This is a genomic window from Afipia sp. GW823-FHT06G09, assembly GCF_058794875.1.
Genome location: NZ_JBXAHF010000003.1, coordinates 101,421 through 124,039, shown reverse-complemented (window position 1 = coordinate 124,039; position 22,619 = coordinate 101,421). Strand labels below are relative to the sequence as shown.

The following is a 22,619-nucleotide window of genomic DNA, read 5'->3' as shown; positions in this document are numbered from 1 at the left end:
CTGTTCGGCTGGCCTCGGTGCCTCTTCCCGGCGCGGGACAGGCACGCAAGTTTTGCTCTCATAAATCGTTGTTCGGCGGTGTCTTTCCTCGCTTGCGGTTTCTTGTGCGGGGCCGCCTTGCGCCCTTTGTCTTCCCACGAAAAAGGCCGGTCCTCAACTGCGGTGCAGGCGTATCTCAGGTATGCCACGGGGCCGGTTTCCGGCCGATGCAGAGTGCCAACCCTGAGCCACCCCCGCTTCCAAATCTGCGGCGTGTAGCGAATGCAGGTCCGGACACCTGAATCGGCCCGATTTTTCCATTTCTGGCAGCATTTTCCGGCCCAAAAGCGGGTTTCCACTTTGGCGGAAAATGCTCTAAGACCTCCGCAGCCACGGTGAATCGGTGCGGCTCAGGACTTCCGGCAGGAAACCGGCCAGCCACCTTCCGACAACGAGCGGCGCGAGACGGCAAGACCTGATCTTGCCGCGAACCGTTCAACGCTATTGGGGCGTCGCCAAGTGGTAAGGCAGGGGATTTTGATTCCCCCATGCGGAGGTTCGAATCCTCCCGCCCCAGCCAAAAAGTCGAGTAATTTCAGAGACTTGAGAGAATTTCGCGAAAAGCCCGCAAATGGCGGGCTTTCTGACGCCGTGTTTTGTCTCTGTGTGGTCAACTTGCTTTTTCTCCGGGCAAGTCGGCAGAAATCTCTGCGCATACTTTGAAACATTCCCGTTTTCGAAAGACATATTTGGAGACCGGTTCGATCCCCACTGCGTGGCCGACCGAACAGCAACCGTGACTGTAAACAGCAGCGCTGTAGGTCAGATTGAATGGGCGAGAGGCTGCCGCGCTTCTGACGGCTAAGACATCTGGGTACGAGAATTACAATTCGGACGTCGCCATCCCGAAGCCGCAAGGCGAGCATCCCGACTACGGAGGGCGGCTATTGGAATAAAATTCAAGCTGGACATGCTCTCGCGCGTACCCCTCTTCCGCCCGTGATCTCGCAACCGTTGATGAGGTCGACGGCGAGCTAAAATCGGACCACAGGGGACGGTTCAGTGTGAGCCCGGCATTGAAAGTGCACCAGATGAGGGAGAGCTTGAAGACAAGCTCACGGGTATTGATGGCGGTGATTCCTAACAAAGCCCAGCAGGCAGATGCATAGACTCATGTTGAAGCCTATCCGCACGACAGAGCGGGGGCGTCCCTCTTGTTAATCGTTATCAGCTTGCCGAGTTGCGCGCGGTGACAATCCACGTCGCGCTGTCGATCATCACCGATTGATCGCCAGGGCGGCCCGCGAAGGCGGCGCGAACAGCGACCGAGGCGCGAGCGCGGATGTCGTCTGGCTGATCAGCGAGCACGCGCGACAGCGGACCAACATCCAACGTCATCTTGACTGCGTCGTCGATCGCCGCGTCCCGCGTCGCGCCCTCGCCAAACGGGAGGGAAGCGTCGAAGGGCGTGATTGCGATATTGGTGAAACCGGCCGCAGTCAGGATGTGCGCGATCCGCCCCCGGTCGCCGAACGAGAATGGACCGGGCGCTTCGGGATCGGGCGGCCCCATCGGTGGGATGATGCCTTTGATCGCAGCCATTGGAAGCCGCACCCAATCGTTCTCGGCCGCGCTACGCCAGCAGACGAAAGCGACCCGCCCGCTCGGCTTGAGCGCGCGGCGCATATGGGCGAACGCCCCGGTCGGATCGTCGAAGAACATCACCCCGAAACGCGAGAACAGGAGGTCAAACGCGCTTTCGGGCAGCTCGGCGCTGCTGGCATCGGCCACCCGGAACAGGACCGGCGCTTCGTTTGGCGCAAGCGCGCGCGCTCGGTCGATCAGCGGTTCGGATATGTCCAAGCCCAGCACCTGGCCCTCCGCGCCGACGCAGGCGGCCAGAGCCAGACTCGACGCGCCCGCGCCGCAGCCGACGTCCAGCACGCGTTCGCCCGTCGCGGGCGCGGCGGCTTTGATCGCCGCCTGGCCGAAGACTGCCATCCTAGCGTCGAGCCGGGCCTGGTGGGCCAGCCAGCGCTTCCCGCTTTGGCCATTCCAGTTGGCGACCTGATCCGCATTTCGCTCTGCCATGCCATATCCTTGTTCTGATTTGTTCTTGACTAGGTATCCTTTGGTCGAGGCAACCGGAATTTGCGCAGGTAATATTTCATCGGTATTGGCCGCCTCTTGCGCCGCGTCGTTCGTCGCCCTTGCGTCACGCTCCGTCGAATTCATCGTGAGCGGCGTAGAGGGACCCATCAGTTGCCAATCTCCGTCAAAATATTTTGGAATGTCGTGTCGAGTTGCTTGGCCACGATGTCGATGCGGGCGTCTCCGAACAATGCGAATGTCGAAGAGGGGCGGTCGTATTCGATGATGGCGGTACCGTCGTCCGCGCCATACAAGACCACGCGTATTGGCGCGTAGAGGCCCGCAGCCAAGTTGTGCTTCGTTATGGATCTGGCCACCAGGAAATTGCCGATCCCATAGGTGACCGCCGGCCGAGGACTGCCTAGTTCCACGGAGAGTCCCACCCCATGTTCAAGCGTATACATGATCGTCAGGCCCGCAGGCCATGCCTGCCTTTCCCATTCGGCCCGTGCCCGGCCATGTCCCTTTTTTTCATGAGCGGAACCACGCGGTCGAGAGCCAGGGCCTGCACCCGCGATTCGAGCGCTGCTCTCACATCGCCGAACGAGCGCCTGGATACGATGCGGATATGCTCCACCATGAACAGTTGTGTCGTGAGCCGATCTTCCTTGCGCGCGTCGACGGATTCCGTTGTTGCTGCCATTGCTGCATTCTCCTTGCCGGTCCGATCGGCGCATGTGATCCGACTGGCGAATCCTTGCCGCGTTTGCCCGACGGCGTGAGCCGGACTTCGCAAAGCTGACGAGCGACTGAAAAGAAACGCGCGCGGAGTCGTGCGCCAATCAGGATCCTGGGCCCCGTGCGTACAGGCCAAGAGCCAGCAGGGAAAACGCGCTCATCACGACGCCCAGCGCCAACATTGCTTCATGTGATACTGTGGCAGCAAGCCATACGCCGATCGCGGCGATCATCATCTGCAAGAAACCCAGCAGCGCCGAAGCGGCGCCGGCCTTCTCCCCGAATGGAGAAAGCGCCCGCGCAGTGGCCATTGGAATGACAACACCCACGCCGAGAAGCAAAACGCACATCGCGCCCAGAAAAGGCAGGAAAGTCGGGCTGATTATCGAGATGAGCAGGATCGCAAGGTTGCTGGCGGCGGTCGCGCACAAACCGGCTCGGATTGGGCCATCGAGCCCGTAGCGTCGTGCCAATCTTGTTGCAAGCATACCCCCGGCGGATACGATGAAGACGGTGCCGACGAAAAAGAGGCCTAGCTGGATCGGCGTGAAGTGCAGCGCTTCGATGAATAGGCGCGGTGCAGCGGAAAACATTGAGAACATGCAACCTATGATGAGGCTCGAGGTGGTCGCGGGGATAGCGAAGCGACGGTCGCCAATCAAGCCGGCATAGGTCCTGCCGATGGCAACTGGGTTGAGCGGCGTGCGGATCGAATTGTGGGTTTCGCCGAGAACGATGCCGTAGGCAACCGCGCTGACGGCGGCAAAGGCCGCGACCAGCGCGAATTCGGCGCGCCAGCCCAGACTCTGGTCGAGTACGCCGCCAAGCAGTGGCGAGAACCCGGCAGCAGCGGACATCGCGATCATGATGAGCGCCATCGCGCGTGCCAGCGCTGCGCCGCTAAACATGTCGCGGGCGATGGCGCGAGACAGCACTGCCGTCGCGCAAGCACCTGTTGCCTGAACAACGCGGCCGACAAGGAGATTAGGCAGGTCGGTTGCCAGACCGCACCAGACGCTGCCCGCGAAGAACACGGCAAATCCGATCAGGACCGGCCAACGTCTTCCGTAGCGATCCGAAAGCGGTCCGACCAGGAGCTGGCCCAATCCGAACACCGCAAGAAAGACGGTGATGGCGGACGTGACCGCCGCACTCGTGACATTCAATGAGATCGCAATGTGAGGCAGAGACGGCAGCAAGATGTTGGTCGCCAGCGTTCCCATCGCGGTTAGGACGGAAAGGACGGCGATGGGCAGGGCGCTGGAGGTGGGAATGTCCCGCGGCGCGGTGTTGATCAGGTCAGCCATGGGATCCTTCGCTTGTTAGGTTGATAGGTAGATTAAGGCGACGAGTCACAGGATTACGGTGACAGTGCACTTAACTGTCGTTGTGACTATCGTTCGGTCCGTGAAGAGGGTGGCGTAGCGATTGAGTGCACTGTCTGCAGGACGGTGGATATTTTCCAGATACTGAAAGCTGCTCTGGCTAACGACGGCGATCTGTTGGGAAAGCTGGCTGACGGACGGCCACGCAGACGGCAAGGCGCAATAGTCAGAGCCATCGGCGAACCTCGGCCTTGTAGCGGCGGTAGTCGTCGCCGAACTTCGCTTCGAGATAGCGCTCCTCGCGGGCGATCACCTGCGTCTGGATCGCGATCAGCACCAACGGGAGCAAGGCGAAGGCGATCGGCCCGTCGAAGCCGATCGCAAGGCCGGCATAGATAAGCGCCATGGCGAGATACATGGGATTGCGGGTCCACCGATAGGGACCGGTCGTTGCGATGAGGGTCGTTGGCCGCGACGGTGGAGCGTTGGTGCCAAGCCGGCGGAACAGCCCCGCCGCCGCAAGCATCATCGCCGCGCCGGCAACGAACAGCAGCGCCCCTGTCGCGGCCAGCAACCGCCAGTCGATGCCGAAAGAGCGTAGGGTGACGAACCGCTCCGCCGCCTGCCCCAACAGCAGCGCTCCCAGATAGAGGAAGGGCGGAGGGAAGCGCACACCCGCGCTGTCTGGTTCGACGGCCATGCTCATCCTCCAATCTGTGCTCTCAAACCAGCATCGATTGCTGGGCGAAAATACCCGCCATCGCGCCCTGCCATGATGCCGTGGTGACCGAGGGCATTCCGGGGTTGGCGAGATCGCCGGCGGCGTAGATGCCGGGCACGCTGGTTTCGCGGCGCTCATCGACCTTGAGGGCGATGCCGTTGGGCGTATTGACCGTGGCGAGGCCCAGTGCTTCATGCAGGCTTGCGGACGGCTTGTTGCGCGGATGCGCGAACAAGATATCGACCGCGACATTGGGGCCGGTTTCGAGATTGACGGTGGCGTTATGGCCATGATGGGCGATCTTAGTGATCCGGCCATCGACGACGGGTACGTTGCGGCGAGCCATATCGGCCCGGATATCGGGCGGAATGTCGTGACCATCGGCGAAGAGCGTTAACCTGTCGGTCCAATCGTGGAACAGCCTGACCTGGTTTTGCGACTGGGGGCCGGACCAGATGAGGCCCCAATGCTGGCCGGCGACTTCAAAGCCGTCGCAATAGGGGCAAGGCACGATAGACCCGCCCCAGCCTTCGGCAAAACCCGGAACGTCAGGCATCTGGTCGACGATGCCATAGCTCAGGATCAAGCGGCGCGCCCCAAAGCTTTCGCCATCGCCAGTGAGGACGGAGAATTTGTCGATGTTGCCAGAGATGCTGTCGGCCCGGGCATTGACCAGCCTGATCGTGGGATAACGCGCCAGTTGCTGCCGCGCCTCGGCCAGAATGTCCAACGGTGGCTTGTGATCGTGGCCGAGCAGACCATGCGAGTGTTCAGCGAAGCGGTTGCGCGGCAGGCCGGTATCGAGAACGGTGACCTTGCGGCGGGCACGGCCGAGCTGCAGGGCGCCGGCGAGTCCGGCAAAGCTGCCGCCAACGATGATAACGTCATTCATGGTGATGGGCTCCGTGTTGCGGATCGAGGGAGACGGGTTGGCCTGGGCGCGGGCGAGGCCGATGGTGGAAAGCGCGGCCAACTTCAGCAGGGCTCGTCGTTGCATGTCGCCCATCACTGTTTTGGCCGGCCGGACAATGCTGCGCATTCGACATCGCGGGCGGCCAAGGGGAATTTGATTTGGAGGACAGGTTGCCTGCCCATTTGCTTGCACATTTCAGATACTTCATGGTATCGTAATGCAAGAATTATAATACTGTCAAGTACTGGAATTCTCGTGACCGAAAATAGCCAGGCCCGGCGTGGCCGACCCGTAAACGAAGCGCTTGGCCAAACGATCGTCGACGCCGCGCGCGAACTCTTTGTGGAATTGGGTTTTCAAGCGACGACCTTGGACAAGGTCGCCCAGCGGGCCAAGATATCCAAGCTCAGCATCTATCGGCACTTCGAGAGCAAGGAAGCGCTGTTTGGCGCGGCCATCGCGGCCGGCTGCCATCAACTGTTTGCACCACAGACCCTTGTGGAAGGCGTCGACGGTTCGGCCGAAGACCAGCTCATAGCGGTGGGATCATCACTGCTTCGCACGCTGTTGAGATCGGACGTCCGCAGTGTCGAAGCCATGGTCATGGCCGACAAGACAAGTCAAAACTCGTTAAGCAAGCTCCATTACGAAGGCGGCCCCGCCCATGTCATCGCCGAAATCGAAGCCCTGTTGCGTCGGTTGCACGCGAGGTCGCTTCTGAACGTACCAGATCCTCTCCGGTCCGCCCGCTTGTTTTCCGCGCTTTTCAAAGGATCCGATCTCCTGATGATCGCACGCTTCGATGAGAAGAGAGCAGAGGACGACAACGAAATCGAATCCTACTGCCAGTCGGCCGTAGCCATGTTCATCGCCGCGCACGGTGGCAATGACCACGCGGGCGGATAGCCTACGCACCAGGCGCTTTGTGAAAGTGCGTAATGTGTCGATTTCATTGCGAATCGTCATGATCCATTCCTTAGATGCGCGGATCTGACCAAGTGCCCAATGCCAATCAGTCCGCCCAATCGCGACATCGTGTGCTGGGTGCCAGGCGTCATTGGAGCACCGCGCATTTCTGGAAATGCGCTTCTTCTTTTGAGCTTGAATGTTTACCGTCGGAAGAATTTCCGATGTTGCCTGGGCAAAAATCTCCGAAACCGAGAAGAGCGAAACGATTGAAGCCGACGAAGGCCGCCTTACCGCACGGACGCGGATGACGGGATGAATAACTGTAAGTTTGCGCGCGGGCGCTTTCGCTAGATCAAGTGGGGAGAAGGACCGCGAGGCTGATGGTCGCCTTCTGCAAAGCGAATAACTATGGCGCTAGGCTGTGCGGGCTCGAACAGGGCGCGCAGCGCAATGCGTAAAGCCGGGACGGTAGTTTCTGGTGGTAGGTCCACCGCTATGGCCGCACTGAGCAGGCAGCGGACAGTGGGTTTGCTGGTATCGTTACTGCCATTTGCATCGAGTGCTGCCGACCGCCGTTGAGCACGGCCGAGACAAAATATTTCCAGGCACCGCTAACAAGGTGATGGCGGACAAGATCCAAAAATTTTTGTCGAGAAAACTCGGAGCACCAAACAGCCGGGCGGCCGCCTAAGAATAGATGGGGGCGGGTATGTCTGCCCCGTTTCCTAGCTGTCGTCACCGAGGTGCATACTCCCGATTCAGCATCCGTTGGGTGCAAAAGTCTCTGGTCCTGAAATGCGCGAAAAAATTCGAAATTCTCTTGAGAAATCAAATGGGTTTTTGCAGTTGGGAATGTGGCAGTTCGAATCCTCCCACGACAGCCAGCCAGTCCGGATATCGGAGAATTTCTTTCTTTGGTGTAAGAAAGGCCCGCCAATAGCGGGCTTTTTCAACACGTGGAGTCTCTGAAGAGACCGAAGTCGAGCCGTCACCTTCCGAAATTGGCCGACATTCTCTGACCAATCATTGAAAAATTCCCGTTTTCTGGAGACTCGTCCCAGAGACCCGAGAATAAAAAACCACTGAGTGGCGGGGAATCAGTCGAGGCGAATTTTAGCATTTCCGATTTTGCGGAAATTGCGAATGACAGGATACAGCACGCAAAGCCTTGGAACGAAAATCTAACGGTTGTTATCGATTTCGATCTCTTGGTTAAGCACAGCACTTTCGACGAAATTGCCGAGCAGATTAGCCATCGATTGATAGATCGCACTGTCCTCGTCCATGCCCTCTAGGGTGAGAACAAAGGCGACTTCTTGAGGCCCAAGCTGGTCATTGTTGGAAAGACTGAACTGATAGAGATCGCGACTGTAGACCCGCGCATACAGACGAAAATGATTACCTGTGAACCTGTGGCCGGCTCCACGCGAGAAATCGGCCGCATGACGCCGAATGGGTTGCCACTTTTTGAGGTCATTTCGCGCGTCTGTCTCAGGGAGCGTCGATTCCAACATGGTGCCTAGGAGTGAGGTCCATTTGCCTGTCTGATTTTGGTAGGTCAGAGAGGTCTCAAGGCGAGTGGCAAAGTAGTTGGCTCCGCCCAATGGTGAAAGAAGCGGCTTGAGGACCGCGGTGAGCTTCGCTTTTCCACGTAGGCGACCAGCCTCAATCAATTCGGGTGGGATCGGAATATCGGACCAATAATAAGGTGAGCCCGGTTGGAGAAAAGCGGTCCAAGCCAGTGTCACAGTACCGTTCTGGCACGACCAAGGCAGAGCACCATTGTAGGGGCTTCCCCAACCCAACGTCGGATGGTGCTCGGGTCGCTCGGCCGCGTTGATCAATAAGGCTTTCACAAGGTCAGGAGTTGGGGTCTTGAGATTTGCGAAAGTGTGCGCAGCCAAGGAAGACACCAGAGCTGTGGGGTAGCTGCTTCCAACAGCAGAAATGCCACCTATCATGCGCAATTCAGAAAACCATGAAACGTCTGGTTTTAGCATGCCGTCTGGGCCTGGGCCGTTGAGACATCGCAGGCAAGGGTCACCCGGTTGACCGGCCGGGTCAGCGCCTCGGCCGCCTACGACGATCGCAGCCTCACAATCTGCTGGCGGTGCCAGCTGGGTCTCGCTCGGGTCCAAGACATTCCCGACGGAAACCACCGGTAGCACATTGAAGTGCCGCCCTAGCGTAGAAAGATCATGACCTAGAGAGCTAACCAACTCGGGATCGAAGCCTGCTGGGTCTTGATTAGCTGAGAAATTCCAGACATGAGTCTCGGGATGCGCTCGCATGACGTCGGTCAGATAATCAACAAGATCCGTCTCGCTGATTGTGTTAGGCGCGCCGTTTCGTGCAATGGCTTGGACAGTGCCGATCCTGCAATCCAATGCTGGAAGCGCTCTGTTGTTATTCCAAGCATGCCCCTGGATCACGAGTGAGGAAACCCCGTTGCCGTGCTGACGGTCGGCTTGGACGTCGGGAATCAGGTTGCGAGCTTTCCAAGCTTCGTTCGGACGATAGCTAGCAGCGTGCAAGCCTCCATCGATGACGCCGACGATGGGGCCGTCGGTGCTTGCCACGGGCGGAGTTGGTTGAACGCCTTCTCCAGGAGCGGCAACATTTATTCGGCGTACAGGATCAATTCGAATCGATGCACCGGATGCAAGAAGGCGCGCCAACCCGTCTCGATTGCGTATCCTCACTGAGGCTCGAGCGATACCAGTGTTGCGATACTGCCGCATAGCCCGCGCAATACTTGATTGTCGCGGTGAGGTCAGTTCGCCGGCAGGACCGGCATCCGCCTCGCCAGTGATCAAGCGTAAGTTAGAGGTTGTGGCGAATAACACTTGGTCACGGGCCAGTTCTTCGATTCTGGCCAAGAGCTGTTCACGCGCGTTGTTGTCGCGAAAAGGCGACAGCCACAGCAGAAATTGCTTACCTTCTGAATCTTGAGGTGCTGTGGCCCATAGTTGATCGACAGTTCGGCCATGCATGCGATCGGCTGCATCGACCGCAAAGAGACTTTCCACGCGCGAAATATCAGTTCGAACGGAGTTGCTCGACGGTTCGTCAATCGAGCGCAGAAGTCTCTCAAGGCGGTCAACTTTGGCTTCCAGTATGTAGCCACCGCTGAATGGCGCCACGAGACGACAGCCATTGTCGACGCTGAACAAATCTCCAGGCGTGTAAGATGGAGCGAACGAGTCTCCGAACATCCGCGCGATCAGATGCGTTGTTCCCGCAAACTGCGGAAGCTCATCGGCGTTGTCGATGATCTCCTGTGTTTCTTCAGAGAGCGCTTGTTGCTGCGCTTCTAGCCTTTCACCGATAATTGTAGCCGCGCTCTTGCCTCCGCCTCGCGTAGATTCCGGGCGGGGATCCATTGTGAGTTTTAAAACGGGATTTAAGAGTGGTTGATCGGCCATGGGGAAAATCCCTATTTTAAATACTGGTAGACAGCTTGCCTCGTAACTCCGAGGAGCCTCGCGATATCAGCGCCGTTGAGGTTAGGTTTTTGATGAAGGGCTATGGCCAACTGTTTTTTTTGATCTGGTTCAAGCGGAGACCTTTGCGGCATGCCTGGTGTGCCGACCTTCAAGTTCATCACGGCTAATGCGACTGAGCCCAGATCGAGATCACGCTTGTCAAGAAGTGCATGCCGCCGAGCAGTTAGAGACACCGTTTCGATGTCGGCGCCTGAAAGTCCGTCTGAAATATTCGAAAGGATGTCCGAAATTTGTTCAGAGTCTTTGCCCTCGAACAAAAAGTGCTTCCACAGGTCTATCCTGACCTCCATCTCTGGTGTCAGCAGTTCAATTTTGTAAGGAAAGCGTCTCCAAATCGCAGGGTCGAGCAAATGAGCGTGGTTTGTCGCAGCAACGACGACCGCGTGAGAATCGAGGGCATCTAATCCCTGAATAACTGTGTTGACGACGCGCTTAAGCTCGCCAAGTTCGTGGCGATCGTCGCGGAATTTTGCGACGGCGTCCATCTCATCCAAAAAAAGCACAGCATTCTTCGCCGGTACGAAATCGAAAACGGTTCGAATGTTCTTGGCCGTGTCGCCGAGGAGCGAGGAAATGACCGAGTCTAGTCTTACGACATAGAAGGGGCGGCTCAGATTCGCGGCGATGTGTCCTGCTAAGAGAGTCTTTCCGGTGCCGGGAGGTCCAGACAACAGCAAGCCAAGCCTAGAGGACAAGCCCTTGCTGTTCAGTTCGTCTACGTGCTCCACGTCCGTCAAGAAGTCGCGAAAAACGCGCCCGGCAGATTCGTTCAGGAATATCGGGTTGCTCGGCCAAGCTTGCTCTTCAACCAGAGGCAGTCTCGACTTGGTATCGATCGGGAGGCTTTCCATGTAGCCGGATGCACGCAAGGGGACACCGCGCTTTCGCAACAACCCACGTAATTCCCGCGCCGCCTCTTCATTGCCTTCGGCCGACAACTGGCGCGCGACGTTGGACACGATTCTGCGCACTCTTGTGTAGTCAGCGGCAAGGGCCGCTTCGGTTAGTTCGACGATATGCTTTGGATCCAGCGGCACTCTTTATCTCCGTCGTTTTATGTCAGGAATGTAAACAATATTTGTAATATTGACAAGTGATATATCGATAATGTAAAGTGATTTTATAAAATCGACAATGGAGATAGTCATGCAGGAAAATCAACAAGTTACAACTCTTGGTCCGGCAGCCCAGACTTTCGGCATCAAAATCGCGGGGACCGATCTCAATTTTCGGGCCGCCAAGGTAAGCGACCCGGTACCGACGGGCATGCAGATCATCGAGGCGGCCGGGGCGCATCCAATCGGCGACTACATCGCGCTTCAGTGGCTGCCGAATGGTTCGCTCGAAACTCTTCGCCCGAATGAGACGGTGGATTTGCGCGGGAAGGGCGTCGAGCGCTTTATAGTCGCTCGTTATGAGGGCACGACCTATCAGTTCGTGATCGACGAACGTCCCGAAGATTGGCCTGAGCCGAAGATAACCCGCGAGGTGCTTCTCGCCTTGGCTGAGCAGAACCCTGCCAAGTTTACGGTCTGGCAGGAGCGCAAAGGTGCGGACCAGGAAATTCTCGCGGGCCATCCGGCCAACCTGGAGCCCAAGGGTGTCGAGCGTTTTTACACCGTCAGCAAGCGCACCACGGAGGGTGGCGATGTCTGTCCTTCCCTTGCGTGATCGCACCTACCTCCAACAGCGCGGCATCGTGTTCCAAGAAATTGACGGGCCACAAAAGGGCGTCATTTTTCCTGACTACGTGCTGCCGTGCCAACGCTTTGACGTGGCCCTGGCCCGGATTCTCATCATGCTGCCTCCGGGTTATCCGGATGTGAGGCCGGATATGTTCTACGCATTGCCTTGGCTAAAGCTGGTCAACGGCAACAAGTATCCTAAAGCTGCCGATGTGCCCGTCGAATACCACGGCGAGACGTGGCAGCGCTGGTCGCGGCACAGCGATGAGTGGCGGCCGGGCGTTGATGGTATCTGGACGATGCTGCGTCGGATCGACACCGCGTTGGAGGAGGCCGCATGAGCGAGTTTGACTTGATAATGCTCGACCAGCATGAGGCCGAGCTACGCGAGTTGATCTTCGAGAAACCCGGCACCGAAGGTGCAGCCTACGTCTTGATGCGCACAAGCAAAATTGAGGTCGATCCTTGGGATCGACGCGCTCGTACGAAGCTTTTGGTCAAGGAAATCGTGGCGATCGAACCGGAACACAAGATTTCGTCCAGCGATGTCCACGTGACATGGGACACGAAGGGTTTCGTAGAATTGCTTCAGCGCAGTGATCGCGAGGGATTGGTCCTCGGCATTGTGCATTGTCATCCGCGCGGACCGAAAGCGTTTTCGCAGCAGGACGACGAAAATGAAGCCGAACTGTTGCGCTCGGCCTGCAACCGGAATGGTCGCGATACTGAGTTCGTCAGTATCCTCTTTGACCACGAGGGAGGTATCCAAGCGCGTGTCTGGCTGTATCCCAATCATTCAGCGATGTGCCAAATGGTCGGCGTATTGGGTGATCGATTCCGGTACCATTTTCCGCAGGAGCATGCCGCGCCGTCGTCGGTGTTCAATAGGCAGGTTCTCGCGTTCGGGCCTACCTTAACTTCGGTGGCCAAGGAGCTTCGTATTGGGATTGTCGGGGCAGGGGGCACAGGCAGTGCCGCCGCGATGTTGGCTGCCCGTATGGGCTTCGGCCAAATCCTGGTTCTGGACGATGATATTGTCGACGTGACCAATCTCAACCGCTTGCATGGCGCGCGGCAGTCCGACGCCGACGGAATGGTACCAAAAGTGGACGTGCTTGTGAGGGAAATCTCGAGCATGGGCTTGGGCATCAAAATTGTCGGCCGGCGCGGCTGGGTAAACGACACCACAAATCAGGATGCCTTGAAGGCTTGCGATATTGTTCTGTGTTGTACGGATGATAACTCGGGCAGGATTTTTTTGAATCGCTTGGCATATTTTTACTGCATCCCCGTGATCGACATGGGGCTAGCGATGTCAGTAAGCTCAGCACCTGGCGCGGGCATGGCCGATATTTCGGCCCGCGTGACCGTCGTCCTTCCACCAGGAACTTGTCTCCTTTGCCGCGATGCGGTTGATCCGGAACTGGCGCGTGAAGAAGAATTGCGTAGGTCAAATCCGCACGACTATGACCGGCAGAAGCGCGAAGCTTACGTTCGCGGGGAGGGAAATCCCAATCCCGCAGTGGTGACGTTCACCACTGAAGTGGCATGCATGGCATTGAACGAGTTGCTCAATCGGATTGCTGGATATCGCAAAAAAGCCATGGGGAATGAGCTCCGGCGTAGGTTCTTGTTTTGCGAGGACCGATCGACCGGTGCCGCTCCAAGGCATACCTGCCAGATTTGTGGCCATGATTCTTATTGGGCCGTGGGTGATGTAGACCCATTTTTGGACATGGTAAGCGGATGATCGAATGGCTCCTATCGATACTGGTTTGGCTTGGCATTATTGCCAAACCGCGCTTTGTCGTTCGCTACTCTGAAACTCATCCTGGCGTAAACGCGCTAGCGGATCGCGACTTAGTCATTGTCCGTTCTGATGGGAATATCAAATGGGCGTGCCTTAAGTGTCCGTGTGGCTGTGGAGAAAAGATTGCCCTTTCACTGGCGCCGGAAAGACGGCCGAGGTGGAGTGTTGATATAGATTTCTTGCGTCGACCGACGGTTTCTCCTTCCGTCAATCAACGTGACGGTTGCTATGCTCATTTTTGGATACGTGAGGGTAACGTTGAGTGGTGCGCTGGAAGCGGACAGCGTCAGCAGGGGCACAGCCATGATATCTTTGCTTAGCTACCTATTCGACGTCGAATTCGATCCGCAATCCTGCCCCTCAATATATAGTCGTTGGCCGAAACGGCTGATGTCTTAGGATTTAATCTAGTCATGATTAGACGGCGGCACCAAGCTTTCCAACGCGCGCATGATTTGTTGGTCACACTGCAGAAAGCAAAGCCCGCATTGTTGGGATCTGAACCAATAAGGCCTCATCAGTTGGAGCCCTTGCTGCTTTTGCAAGCTTTGTTGATCAAAGAAATTACTAGAACCGAACGAAAAATAAGACGAAGCAAATCGTTTTTGAAGCAGGTCGAATCCGAAGCTGAGGGAGAGGCGGTAAATTTAATCGAAGAGCGAATAGAGCAATATCGCCATCTAGCTTATAGCTGGAGATGCTTCGGCGATGCGATCGCGTTTCTCTTTCTGGAAAAATTTTCGCTTAAGCAAACATATTTCAATACAACGAATTCTAACGTTAAACAGGGTGCTGGGTTTATTGGCGACAAAACAGGGTTCGTAGGCGAATGGAGTGCGTTGAATGTCTTGCTTAAAAACGGAATTCCCGCGCTGCTAACGGATCTCACGAATACGATACGGCATGGGGATATTTGCACGTTGTTTGGACCTGACCCTAATCTAATAGAGATAAAATTAGGAAAAATTGATAGCCGCGGGCGGCGTCAAAAAAAGTCAATTGAGGAGCTAGCCAAGTTCTTTGAGACCGACTCGGCCGATAAATTGAGGGGTTTCGACAATCTTCGTCGAGTCGAACATTTAACTGAAGAAGTTGTTTATGCGGACGTGATGAATGATTGTATTGCCGCCGCTGAAAAGAGCGGTACAGCCCAGCGATCACCGGAAACGGGTTTGCATTATATGGCGTTCAAAGAGAATAGCGACGTAGAAAATGCATTTGATGGGCTTAGGTTGATTGAACCAATTGTATTTCAGCTCAATGAAGCAAAGGCAAATAGGAGTTGGTCTCCCTACTATCCATTCACGCTTTCAATCACTCATGGCGACACTTTGTACGATTTTATCTGGGACAGTATCTATCTTGTCGTGATCTATGATCGTAGCTCTTTGCGAGAACTATCCAAGTTAGAGGGCTACGACATTACTTTTGAGGACCCCGATTCCGATTTAGCATTTTCCATCACTAGATTGGCTGATGGAGCTACGGTCGGCGTGGGACGTCATATGTTTCACCGAATTGCGTTCGATTTTTCATCTCCGGCATGGTTGTTTCGTACAGCTGTAGAGAAAATGGACTATATAGATACTAACGGCGCAGCAGGAGCCGCGATTGCCGAAACTGACCTATAGGTTTTACTTGGCCGGTCTAAATGTTCGATATCATTAACTCGCGTGACTTCTATCAGAAGCTCCTAGAAGAGTTCGATGACTATATGGCAAACCAGGCTTCTGCACGCCATGCGATGAACTGCGCCATCACTGCTCATCACTTAGCCGAATGGGTATGGGGTGATTTCCTGAAGGGCGATGAGGTGCTAAAAGCGAAGCTCGGTATTCGAAGCCGAGACGACTTTCTGCATTGGATCGACAATCAGAGTGTTTGGTACGGCGTCGTGCAGAATATTTCAAATGGCAGTAAGCATTTTATTCGCGCCAGTGCTGAAGGCACGGTCAAAGTGCAGGGTTGGGGAATGGGAGGATACGGGCAGGGACCGTTTGGACAGTCCTATTTGGCGATAAAGGTAAGTGAGATCGAACCGCAGAACTTGCCTGTGTCTCAGCTCCTTGAGGTGGTCATTCGGTTTTGGCGCGACTTCTTTAGCGCGCATAGTCCTTACAGCTCGGACATGCCGGTCGGGAAAACGACACTATCTACGCCTTGAGATTCTAACGCCGCAAAGTCACGATCTGGAGTCATTCGCTGACTAATAAGGAAACACTAAAATCCATCCAGCTTCCTACGATCCGAATTGGTATTGTTCCATAACATCGGATGGGCGAATCCGATCTGTTGCAACCAAGTTGAGATGTCACGATTTGTGCAAAGTAGAAATGTCACAGGGCGGCCTGTCAGGGGACAGGAGACGGCGCCGCGCAGACCATCGTATCGGAGCGGCGCCGTCGTCGGCGGGAGGATTTTGGGGCTGAGTTGCTGGCTTCGTTCATCCGCAAGGTCCGGTTCTTCATAAGCCCGGATTTCTGGCTTGATCGGCGCGGGCCCTTCGGAACAGTGTTGAAGCGAGGTTGACTGTCTTGCCGCTCCTTGATCCAGGCAAGAATCTCGCCGAGGCGCTTGTTCTCGACAATCGCGGCATGACTGACCCGCTGCAGCTTGTCGAAGGCTGTGTGGGGCAACGATCTGCCTTTCCAGCGAACCTCGAGTCGTCCATCCGGAAAGTCATAGATCTCAACCATCTTGCCGCGCAGCCGAACTGCCAGACCTTGGGATGCAAGCGTCAGCTTCATTTGATTGTAGTTCACCACTAGCTGATGCGAGACCTTGCGTTGCTCACGCCAGCACAGGATCTGATCGAGATCCTGCCGTGGATCGAGCAGACGATGGAGATCTTTGTCATGCGCGGGGGGCTTGGCAAAACGAGTGTTGTAGTGAGCGACGAAGCCGGGCAGGAAGGCGTTTGCCGCCTCGATCGTCCTGATGCCGGCGAGCCGCAACTCCTTCACCAGGCGATCCTGCAGCGTATGATGTGCGCGTTCGACGCGCCCCTTTGCCTGACTGGTATTGGCGCAGAGAATCTCGATGTTGAGCTCCGATAGGGCCCGTCCAAACTGCGTCATTCCGTTGCCGCCGACCGCGTTCTCGTTCGACACCCGAAAGATGGAATGCTTGTCGGAGTAGAAGGCGACCGGCTTGCCGTGTCGACCAAGATAAGCCTTCAGCGCCTCGAAATACGCAAAAGTGCTCTCCGAGGCGACAAAGCGCAGCTCCATCAGGCGGCTTGTGGCGTCATCGACGAATACCAGCAGCGTACAGGAAGCCGCGCGATCCTCGAACCAGCGATGCTCCGAGCCGTCGATCTGAATCAACTCGCCAACATGCTCGCGGCGATATCGAGGCTGCTGAATCCGCTTGCGCTCGGCTCGCGATACCCAGATTGTCATTCGGCCTGCAATATTGACCCCCTAAGCGGGGGGATCGGCGTCCAAAATTGACCCCCTACAGATTGGTCTGTTGCGCTGCCTGCTTTGGAACGAAGCAGGTGGTGGGGGATGCTGATCGTGGAGACGATTGCCCGGATCCGGCGCGAGCACTTCATCAAGGGCAAGACGATCAAGGAGATCGCCCGTGACCTGAAGGTGTCGCGGAACACGGTTCGGAAGGTGCTGAGGTCGGGAGAGACCTCCTTCGAGTACGAGCGGCAGGTGCAGCCGCGGCCAAAGCTGGGACGATGGGCAGTAGAGCTTGACGGATTGCTGGCGGCGAACGCGGCTAAATCGGCTCGTGAACAGCTGACGTTGATCCGGATCTTCGAAGAGCTGCGCGGCCGCGGCTATGACGGCGGTTACGATGCGGTGCGGCGTTACGCCAGGCGGTGGAGCAAAGAACGCGGGCAATCGACTGCGGCCGCTTATGTCCCGCTGAGCTTTGCCCCAGGCGAAGCCTACCAGTTCGACTGGAGCCACGAGGTGGTCTTGTTGAGCGGCACCACGGTGATGGTGAAGGCCGCCCATGTCCGGCTCTGTCACAGCCGCATGCTGTTCGTGCGGGCCTATCCGCGGGAGACGCAAGAGATGGTGTTCGACGCCCACGACCGGGCGTTCGCCCTGTTCAAAGGCACCTGCACCCGCGGCATCTACGACAACATGAAGACCGCCGTAGAGACGATCTTCGTCGGTAAAGGGCGTCTCTACAATCGCCGCTTCCTGCAGATGTGCAGCCACTATCTGGTCGATCCGGTCGCCTGCACGCCAGCGTCGGGCTGGGAGAAGGGGCAGGTCGAGAACCAGGTCGGGCTGGTTCGCGAACGCTTCTTCACGCCGCGGCTGCGGTTCAAAAACCTGGACGAGCTAAACGCCTGGCTGCTGGATAAGTGCATCGCCTACGCCAAGGCTCATCGCCATCCGGAGCTGGTCGATCAGACGATCTGGGAAGTGTTCGAAGCCGAACGCCCCAAACTCGTTCCCTATGCCGGCCGCTTCGACGGCTTCCATGCTGTGACGGCATCGGTCTCGAAGACCTGCCTGGTGCGCTTCGACAACAACAAGTACTCGGTCGCAGCCAGCGCAGTCGGACGACCGGTCGAGGTTCAAGCCTATGCCGATCGCATCGTGATCCGTCAGGATGGACGCATCGTTGCCGAGCATCCGCGATCCTTTGGCCGCGGCGATACCGTCTACGACCCCTGGCATTATGTGCCGGTGCTCGCCCGCAAACCCGGCGCCTTGCGCAACGGTGCTCCCTTCAAAGACTGGGTGCTGCCGGCCGCGATCGAGCGGATCCGGCGCAAGCTTGCCAGCACCGACGATGGCAATCGGCAGATGGTCGACATCCTCAACGCGGTGCTGACTGACGGTCTGCCCGCGGTGGAAGCGGCCTGTGCCGAAGCGCTCAGTCACGGCGTCCATTCCGCCGATGTCGTGCTCAACATCCTGGCCCGTCAACGTGAACCCGCTCCACCGGCCAACATCATGACGCCGGCCGCACTGACGCTCCGTCATGCACCGATCGCCGATTGTGCCCGCTACGACAACCTCCGGAGGACCATCTGATGGAACGAACCCAAATCTTCGACCTCATGGGCGAACTCAAGCTCTACGGCATGAAGGCTGCCTTCGACGAGATCATGGCAACTGCCGTCAAGCGCCAGCACGAACCTCAGCGCATTGTCGGCGACCTGCTCAACGCCGAGATCAACGAGAAGCAAGCCAGGTCGATCAAATACCAGCTCACCATTGCCAAGCTGCCGCTTGCCAAGGACATCGCCGACTTCCAGTTCGACGGCACGCCGATCAATCAGACTCTCGTCAATGATCTCGCTGGCGGCGGCTTCATCGCCCAACAACGCAACGTCGTGCTGGTTGGTGGCACCGGCACAGGCAAAACCCACCTGGCCATTGCCATCGCCAGAAGCTGCATCCGATCCGGTGCCCGCGGCCGCTTCTTCAACGTCGTCGACCTCGTCAATCGCCTCGAGACCGAGACCCGCAACGGACGGCAAGGACGGCTCGCCGAGCATCTGACCCGGATGGACTTCATCGTGCTGGATGAACTCGGCTATTTGCCCTTCGCCCAGTCCGGTGGCCAGCTTCTCTTCCACCTCGTCAGCCGGCTCTATGAGCGCGCCTCCGTCATCGTGACCACCAATCTCGCCTTCGGAGAATGGCCGAGCGTGTTCGGCGACGCCAAGATGACCACCGCGCTGCTCGACCGATTGACCCATCACTGCGACATTGTCGAGACCGGCAACGATAGCTGGCGGTTCAAAAGCCGAGACGACGATCACGCCACCCGCGCTCGTCTCGCCTCCGCTATCCCGGCCAGCTCCGACGAGACGAGCGCTACCAGCAAAGCTCGCCGCTCAAAGGGGTCACAATTGGACGCCGATGAGGGGTCAAATTTGCAAGCCGATTGACACCCAGATTCCTGCCTGCCGCATCCAGTTACGCAGCGTCTCCCGCGAGACCTTGAGATCATGACGCTCCTCTAACTTCTCGGCCGCGAATGTCGGTCCGAAGTCGGGGTAGAGCTGGCGGACCAGAGTGATCGCGTGATCCCGCACTTCGTCGGACAACCGGTTGTTCGAGGGGCGGCCACGACGCTGGTTGGCGATCGCTAAAGCACCGCCTTCGCGATATCTGCTCAACAGCCGATACGTCTGCCGCGGTGTTACGCTCATCAAGCCGGCCGCAGCGAGGACGGTCAGTCGATCGCCATCCAGCCGTGCCAGAATATCAAGACGGTTCAGCTCGCGCTTGCTCATCAACACTATGCCCATCGAAATGACAGCCTCCCAAATCCCCAAAGGGACCAGAAACTGACATTTGAACTTTGCTCAGCGCTGACATTTTAGCTTTGCTGCTACACGATCAGAGCCCCAGCGCACGACACTGCCCGGACCAGGTCAGGGGCAGGGTCTTTGGAATCCGCGCCAGCGTGAGTGTCGGCGGCTGCTCGCCGGTCAGAATTGCTTCGGTAATCGAAGGCGCCAGGAACGCATAGCGCAGCTCTTGCCGGACGACCTTTGGATGGAGTTTGACCGACGCTGCAAGCGCTTCGACGCTGTCAAACTTACCAGCCCGTAGATCCCGCAACCACGCATGAGCGCGCACGATCGCCTGCACAAGTTTTGGATCTGGCTGACCGATGTTGGCTGAGGGCGGCGCAAGCGCGGGAGCGTTTTTTACCGGAGCTTTCCATGAGATATCGATCGTGCCTGCATCTTGTGGCTGCAGTCGGATCGTGAGCTTCTTAGGATAAACGACGACTTCGGCGATAGAAGACATGACATGGCTTCTGATTTGATCGTCAGGTGTCTGTGCGCCGAGTGTGAAGCGCTCCCGGATTGCGTTGATAACAAGGCTTTCGACGAGTTGTGCCGGAATGCGGGCGACCGAGCCGGCTTGAGCCTTTCTGCCGCACATAAGAGCGCGGGAAATGTAGAACCGGTAGCGAATGCCGTTTTTGACCGTAAAACTTGGACTCATCCGGTTGCCACGATCATCGAGAATTTTGCCGGCGAGCAGAGCTCCGCTGACTGATTGCCGGGTTCGGGTGGTTACGCGGTTCTCAGCGAGCAGCGCCTGCACCTGATCGAAGGTTTTCTGATCGAGGATTGGCTTATGCTCGGCGGGATACCATTTGCCGCCATGATGCACTTCGCCAAGATAAACACGATTCTTCAGGACATGGGCGAGGGGACCGTAGGTGAACGGGATGCCGCCGCGATATTTTGGTACTTTTGTGTCTCGCCGTTTGGTGACGATGCTGCGGCGGTCCAGGTCCTGCACCAGCAGGCTGAAGGATTTCAGAGCGAGATACTGACTGAAGATGGTGCGGACGGTCTCGGCTTCCTTTGGATCGATAACGAGCTTCTTGTCCTTGGCCATATAGCCGAGTGGAACAGTGCCACCGGTCCATTTGCCCTTGCGCCGAGAGGCGGCGACTTTGTCGCGGACGCGTTCGGAAGCTAGCTCCCGCTCGAACTGTGCGAACGACAGCAGGACATTCAAGGTCAGCCGTCCCATAGACGAGGTGGTGTTGAACTGCTGGGTCACCGCGACGAATGAGATGGATTTGCGGTCGAAAGTCTCGACAAGTTTGGCGAAGTCGGCGAGGGATCGGGTTAGACGGTCAATCTTGTAGACCACGATCACATCGATCAGCCCGGACTCGATGTCCGCGAGAAGCTGCTTCAAGGCAGGACGGTCGAGGTTGCCACCGGAGAAGGCCGGATCGTCATAAGGCTGCGGCAGCACGCGCCAGCCTTGCGAGGCCTGACTCTTGATATACGCTTCGCAAGCCTCTCGCTGGGCATCGAGGGAGTTGAACTCCAGCTCAAGTCCATGTTCGGTGGATTTGCGGGTGTAGATGGCGCAGCGAACCGGTTTGACGTTATTTGCGGCCACAGCGGCCTCCCTTCGAGACGGCTTTCGACGCGATCACTTTGGGGGCCTCTCTCGTCGTCCTGCGTTGTCCAAAGAACTTCGGGCCGTTCCACCGCGTACCCGTGATCTGGTTGGCGATCTCCGACAGGCTGGTGAAGACCTCGCCTTGGTAGGCAAAGCCCTTGGCTAACACCGTCACCTTATGCGCTTGTTCGTTCCAAACCCGGACCAGCTCCGAACCGGGCTTGATCCGTTGCGGCACCTCAAGGCGGCCTGTCTTTCCTGAAGCCATCGATCGTACGAGTTGTCCGAGCAGCTTGTTCGCCTCTCGAGTCAGGCCGCCATAGGTTTTCTCTTGAATCTGCTGGGCAATACTTCGTCGCAGCAGGTCCGGTCCGAAGGCGGGTGGTGGATCGGATCGGAATAGCTCCCGATATCTGATCCGCAAGTTGACGATAGGCATGGGGCCGAGCTGGTCAAGCTCGGCCTCCACCGTCAGATTGGTGCGTCGCCGGCCCGCACGGGTACGGACGTTCATCGCTTCGATCCTGCAGGCTTGCCGATGCGGTAGCGGCGCTCCCCATCAACCCGCTCCGAGATCAGAGTGAGCTTCAGTTTTTTGCGGACGACTCCGGCAAAGAACCCACGAACCGAATGCGGTTGCCAGCCAGTTGCCTCCATGATGACAGCGATGGTGGTGCCGCCAGGCTGACGTAGCATGGTCAGTACCGTGGCCTGCTTGGAGGATGGATTAGTTGGAGTGGAGATCGCTCGGTCGTTGAAAGTGGTAGGCGTTACCGTTTTGGTAGTCGTAGCCGAGTTGCCTTCTCTATTTTTTGTGATCGCACCCTTTGCCGCGGGCAGGCTTTTTGCCACCGACATTACTGGTTTCTTCGGGGGGCCACTTTTGTTCGTGGTCTGCTGCGGATTCTTTGTGGTGGCTACTTTAAGCGCCTCTGTTGATGCTTTCGCTTTCAGCGTTCGTGATGTCGATCTGGCCATCTGACCCTCCTTGCGTGAAGTGACCGCACTATGTGCTGCCACTGCCGCAAGGCCGTCCTCGGCAAATGCCGGGCGGCGAGAGGAAGCCGGACTGAC

At 57.3% G+C, this 22,619-nt stretch carries 20 protein-coding genes, 1 tRNA gene and 2 pseudogenes; 10 read left to right on the top strand and 13 right to left on the bottom strand.

Annotated elements, in window-relative coordinates:
• The first annotated feature begins 484 nt into the window (after positions 1 to 484).
• Positions 485 to 559, top strand: a tRNA-Gln gene (locus AC1Q67_RS13015).
• Between the two features lie 647 nt (positions 560 to 1,206).
• Here the strand turns inward: AC1Q67_RS13015 and AC1Q67_RS13010 are convergent.
• The 6 genes from AC1Q67_RS13010 to AC1Q67_RS12985 form a co-directional block, all read right to left on the bottom strand.
• Positions 1,207 to 2,070 (bottom strand): class I SAM-dependent methyltransferase, encoded by an 864-nt coding sequence (locus AC1Q67_RS13010; protein WP_492236451.1) that lies wholly within the window; start codon positions 2,068 to 2,070, stop codon positions 1,207 to 1,209.
• A 167-nt stretch (positions 2,071 to 2,237) separates the two neighbouring features.
• The gene (locus AC1Q67_RS13005; protein WP_492235832.1) at positions 2,238 to 2,534 is read right to left on the bottom strand and encodes a DUF302 domain-containing protein; all 297 of its coding nucleotides are present in this window, start codon (positions 2,532 to 2,534) and stop codon (positions 2,238 to 2,240) included.
• A 5-nt stretch (positions 2,535 to 2,539) separates the two neighbouring features.
• Positions 2,540 to 2,773 carry a hypothetical protein gene (locus AC1Q67_RS13000; RefSeq protein ID WP_492235831.1) on the bottom strand — a complete coding sequence of 78 codons (234 nt, stop codon included), beginning with the start codon at positions 2,771 to 2,773 and terminating at the stop codon, positions 2,540 to 2,542.
• A gap of 139 nt (positions 2,774 to 2,912) precedes the next feature.
• A complete protein-coding gene (locus AC1Q67_RS12995; protein ID WP_492235830.1) occupies positions 2,913 to 4,115 on the bottom strand; it encodes a multidrug effflux MFS transporter in 1,203 nt (400 codons plus the stop codon).
• A 244-nt stretch (positions 4,116 to 4,359) separates the two neighbouring features.
• Positions 4,360 to 4,833: a methyltransferase family protein gene (locus AC1Q67_RS12990; RefSeq protein ID WP_492235829.1), complete on the bottom strand. Its 474-nt coding sequence runs from the start codon at positions 4,831 to 4,833 to the stop codon at positions 4,360 to 4,362.
• A gap of 22 nt (positions 4,834 to 4,855) precedes the next feature.
• Positions 4,856 to 5,746 (bottom strand): NAD(P)/FAD-dependent oxidoreductase, encoded by an 891-nt coding sequence (locus tag AC1Q67_RS12985; protein ID WP_492236450.1) that lies wholly within the window; start codon positions 5,744 to 5,746, stop codon positions 4,856 to 4,858.
• 276 nt (positions 5,747 to 6,022) lie between these two features.
• Between AC1Q67_RS12985 and AC1Q67_RS12980 the strand changes: the two genes are divergently transcribed.
• Positions 6,023 to 6,673 (top strand): TetR/AcrR family transcriptional regulator, encoded by a 651-nt coding sequence (locus AC1Q67_RS12980; RefSeq protein ID WP_492235828.1) that lies wholly within the window; start codon positions 6,023 to 6,025, stop codon positions 6,671 to 6,673.
• Positions 6,674 to 7,857: 1,184 nt separating this feature from the next.
• Here AC1Q67_RS12980 and AC1Q67_RS12975 read toward each other — a convergent pair.
• Together AC1Q67_RS12975 and AC1Q67_RS12970 are read right to left on the bottom strand one after the other, a co-directional pair.
• Complete coding sequence (locus tag AC1Q67_RS12975) at positions 7,858 to 10,101, bottom strand: S8 family peptidase (RefSeq protein ID WP_492235827.1); 2,244 nt, start codon at positions 10,099 to 10,101, stop codon at positions 7,858 to 7,860.
• A gap of 11 nt (positions 10,102 to 10,112) precedes the next feature.
• The gene (locus AC1Q67_RS12970) at positions 10,113 to 11,219 is read right to left on the bottom strand and encodes an AAA family ATPase (protein ID WP_492235826.1); all 1,107 of its coding nucleotides are present in this window, start codon (positions 11,217 to 11,219) and stop codon (positions 10,113 to 10,115) included.
• Positions 11,220 to 11,328: 109 nt separating this feature from the next.
• On the opposite strand from AC1Q67_RS12970, the gene AC1Q67_RS12965 reads away from it, so the two are divergent.
• The 6 genes from AC1Q67_RS12965 to AC1Q67_RS12940 all read left to right on the top strand — a co-directional run bounded on the left by AC1Q67_RS12965 (position 11,329) and on the right by AC1Q67_RS12940 (position 15,841).
• Positions 11,329 to 11,853, top strand: a complete 525-nt coding sequence (locus tag AC1Q67_RS12965; RefSeq protein WP_492235825.1) for a multiubiquitin domain-containing protein — start codon at positions 11,329 to 11,331, stop codon at positions 11,851 to 11,853.
• Positions 11,831 to 12,208, top strand: coding sequence for an E2/UBC family protein (locus tag AC1Q67_RS12960; protein WP_492235824.1), 378 nt, complete (start codon positions 11,831 to 11,833; stop codon positions 12,206 to 12,208). The genes AC1Q67_RS12965 and AC1Q67_RS12960 overlap by 23 nt, the downstream gene beginning before the upstream one ends.
• Positions 12,205 to 13,617 (top strand): ThiF family adenylyltransferase, encoded by a 1,413-nt coding sequence (locus AC1Q67_RS12955; protein WP_492235823.1) that lies wholly within the window; start codon positions 12,205 to 12,207, stop codon positions 13,615 to 13,617. Before AC1Q67_RS12960 ends, AC1Q67_RS12955 begins: the two co-directional genes overlap by 4 nt.
• Positions 13,614 to 13,997 carry a ubiquitination-like system serine protease family protein gene (locus AC1Q67_RS12950; protein ID WP_492235822.1) on the top strand — a complete coding sequence of 128 codons (384 nt, stop codon included), beginning with the start codon at positions 13,614 to 13,616 and terminating at the stop codon, positions 13,995 to 13,997. The genes AC1Q67_RS12955 and AC1Q67_RS12950 overlap by 4 nt, the downstream gene beginning before the upstream one ends.
• Positions 13,998 to 14,090: 93 nt before the next feature.
• Positions 14,091 to 15,308, top strand: a complete 1,218-nt coding sequence (locus AC1Q67_RS12945) for a hypothetical protein (RefSeq protein WP_492235821.1) — start codon at positions 14,091 to 14,093, stop codon at positions 15,306 to 15,308.
• A 20-nt stretch (positions 15,309 to 15,328) separates the two neighbouring features.
• Positions 15,329 to 15,841, top strand: a complete 513-nt coding sequence (locus AC1Q67_RS12940; RefSeq protein ID WP_492235820.1) for a hypothetical protein — start codon at positions 15,329 to 15,331, stop codon at positions 15,839 to 15,841.
• A 187-nt stretch (positions 15,842 to 16,028) separates the two neighbouring features.
• Here AC1Q67_RS12940 and AC1Q67_RS12935 read toward each other — a convergent pair.
• Positions 16,029 to 17,042, bottom strand: a pseudogene (locus AC1Q67_RS12935) (ISNCY family transposase); the annotation flags it as partial.
• Positions 17,043 to 17,186: 144 nt separating this feature from the next.
• On the opposite strand from AC1Q67_RS12935, the pseudogene istA reads away from it, so the two are divergent.
• A pseudogene (gene istA, locus AC1Q67_RS12930) lies at positions 17,187 to 18,677 on the top strand (IS21 family transposase); the annotation flags it as partial.
• Positions 18,678 to 18,685: 8 nt separating this feature from the next.
• Positions 18,686 to 19,549, top strand: a complete 864-nt coding sequence (istB, locus tag AC1Q67_RS12925) for an IS21-like element helper ATPase IstB (protein WP_492235819.1) — start codon at positions 18,686 to 18,688, stop codon at positions 19,547 to 19,549.
• Here istB and AC1Q67_RS12920 read toward each other — a convergent pair.
• From AC1Q67_RS12920 to AC1Q67_RS12905, 4 genes are all read right to left on the bottom strand, one after another.
• Positions 19,529 to 19,897 carry a helix-turn-helix domain-containing protein gene (locus AC1Q67_RS12920; protein ID WP_492235818.1) on the bottom strand — a complete coding sequence of 123 codons (369 nt, stop codon included), beginning with the start codon at positions 19,895 to 19,897 and terminating at the stop codon, positions 19,529 to 19,531. The two genes, istB and AC1Q67_RS12920, sit on opposite strands and share 21 nt — an antisense overlap.
• A gap of 106 nt (positions 19,898 to 20,003) precedes the next feature.
• Complete coding sequence (locus tag AC1Q67_RS12915; RefSeq protein WP_492235817.1) at positions 20,004 to 21,542, bottom strand: recombinase family protein; 1,539 nt, start codon at positions 21,540 to 21,542, stop codon at positions 20,004 to 20,006.
• Positions 21,529 to 22,059 (bottom strand): DUF2924 domain-containing protein, encoded by a 531-nt coding sequence (locus AC1Q67_RS12910; protein ID WP_492235816.1) that lies wholly within the window; start codon positions 22,057 to 22,059, stop codon positions 21,529 to 21,531. The genes AC1Q67_RS12915 and AC1Q67_RS12910 overlap by 14 nt, the downstream gene beginning before the upstream one ends.
• Complete coding sequence (locus AC1Q67_RS12905; RefSeq protein ID WP_492235815.1) at positions 22,056 to 22,523, bottom strand: DUF3489 domain-containing protein; 468 nt, start codon at positions 22,521 to 22,523, stop codon at positions 22,056 to 22,058. Before AC1Q67_RS12905 ends, AC1Q67_RS12910 begins: the two co-directional genes overlap by 4 nt.
• Between the last annotated feature and the right edge of the window lie 96 nt (positions 22,524 to 22,619).

Bases quoted from the DNA above. Each gene is read 5' to 3' on its own strand.
- AC1Q67_RS12995 (WP_492235830.1), bottom strand. From the start codon at position 4,115: ATGGCTGACCTGATCAACACCGCGCCGCGGGACATTCCCACCTCCAGC.
- AC1Q67_RS13005 (WP_492235832.1), bottom strand. From the start codon at position 2,534: ATGTATACGCTTGAACATGGGGTGGGACTCTCCGTGGAACTAGGCAGT.
- AC1Q67_RS12985 (WP_492236450.1), bottom strand. From the start codon at position 5,746: ATGAATGACGTTATCATCGTTGGCGGCAGCTTTGCCGGACTCGCCGGC.
- AC1Q67_RS12965 (WP_492235825.1), top strand. From the start codon at position 11,329: ATGCAGGAAAATCAACAAGTTACAACTCTTGGTCCGGCAGCCCAGACT.
- istB (WP_492235819.1), top strand. From the start codon at position 18,686: ATGGAACGAACCCAAATCTTCGACCTCATGGGCGAACTCAAGCTCTAC.
- AC1Q67_RS12950 (WP_492235822.1), top strand. From the start codon at position 13,614: ATGATCGAATGGCTCCTATCGATACTGGTTTGGCTTGGCATTATTGCC.
- AC1Q67_RS12910 (WP_492235816.1), bottom strand. From the start codon at position 22,059: ATGAACGTCCGTACCCGTGCGGGCCGGCGACGCACCAATCTGACGGTG.
- AC1Q67_RS12975 (WP_492235827.1), bottom strand. From the start codon at position 10,101: ATGGCCGATCAACCACTCTTAAATCCCGTTTTAAAACTCACAATGGAT.
- AC1Q67_RS13010 (WP_492236451.1), bottom strand. From the start codon at position 2,070: ATGGCAGAGCGAAATGCGGATCAGGTCGCCAACTGGAATGGCCAAAGC.
- AC1Q67_RS13000 (WP_492235831.1), bottom strand. From the start codon at position 2,773: ATGGCAGCAACAACGGAATCCGTCGACGCGCGCAAGGAAGATCGGCTC.
- AC1Q67_RS12905 (WP_492235815.1), bottom strand. From the start codon at position 22,523: ATGGCCAGATCGACATCACGAACGCTGAAAGCGAAAGCATCAACAGAG.
- AC1Q67_RS12955 (WP_492235823.1), top strand. From the start codon at position 12,205: ATGAGCGAGTTTGACTTGATAATGCTCGACCAGCATGAGGCCGAGCTA.
- AC1Q67_RS12920 (WP_492235818.1), bottom strand. From the start codon at position 19,897: ATGAGCAAGCGCGAGCTGAACCGTCTTGATATTCTGGCACGGCTGGAT.
- AC1Q67_RS12990 (WP_492235829.1), bottom strand. From the start codon at position 4,833: ATGGCCGTCGAACCAGACAGCGCGGGTGTGCGCTTCCCTCCGCCCTTC.
- AC1Q67_RS12945 (WP_492235821.1), top strand. From the start codon at position 14,091: ATGATTAGACGGCGGCACCAAGCTTTCCAACGCGCGCATGATTTGTTG.
- AC1Q67_RS12960 (WP_492235824.1), top strand. From the start codon at position 11,831: ATGTCTGTCCTTCCCTTGCGTGATCGCACCTACCTCCAACAGCGCGGC.
- AC1Q67_RS12940 (WP_492235820.1), top strand. From the start codon at position 15,329: ATGTTCGATATCATTAACTCGCGTGACTTCTATCAGAAGCTCCTAGAA.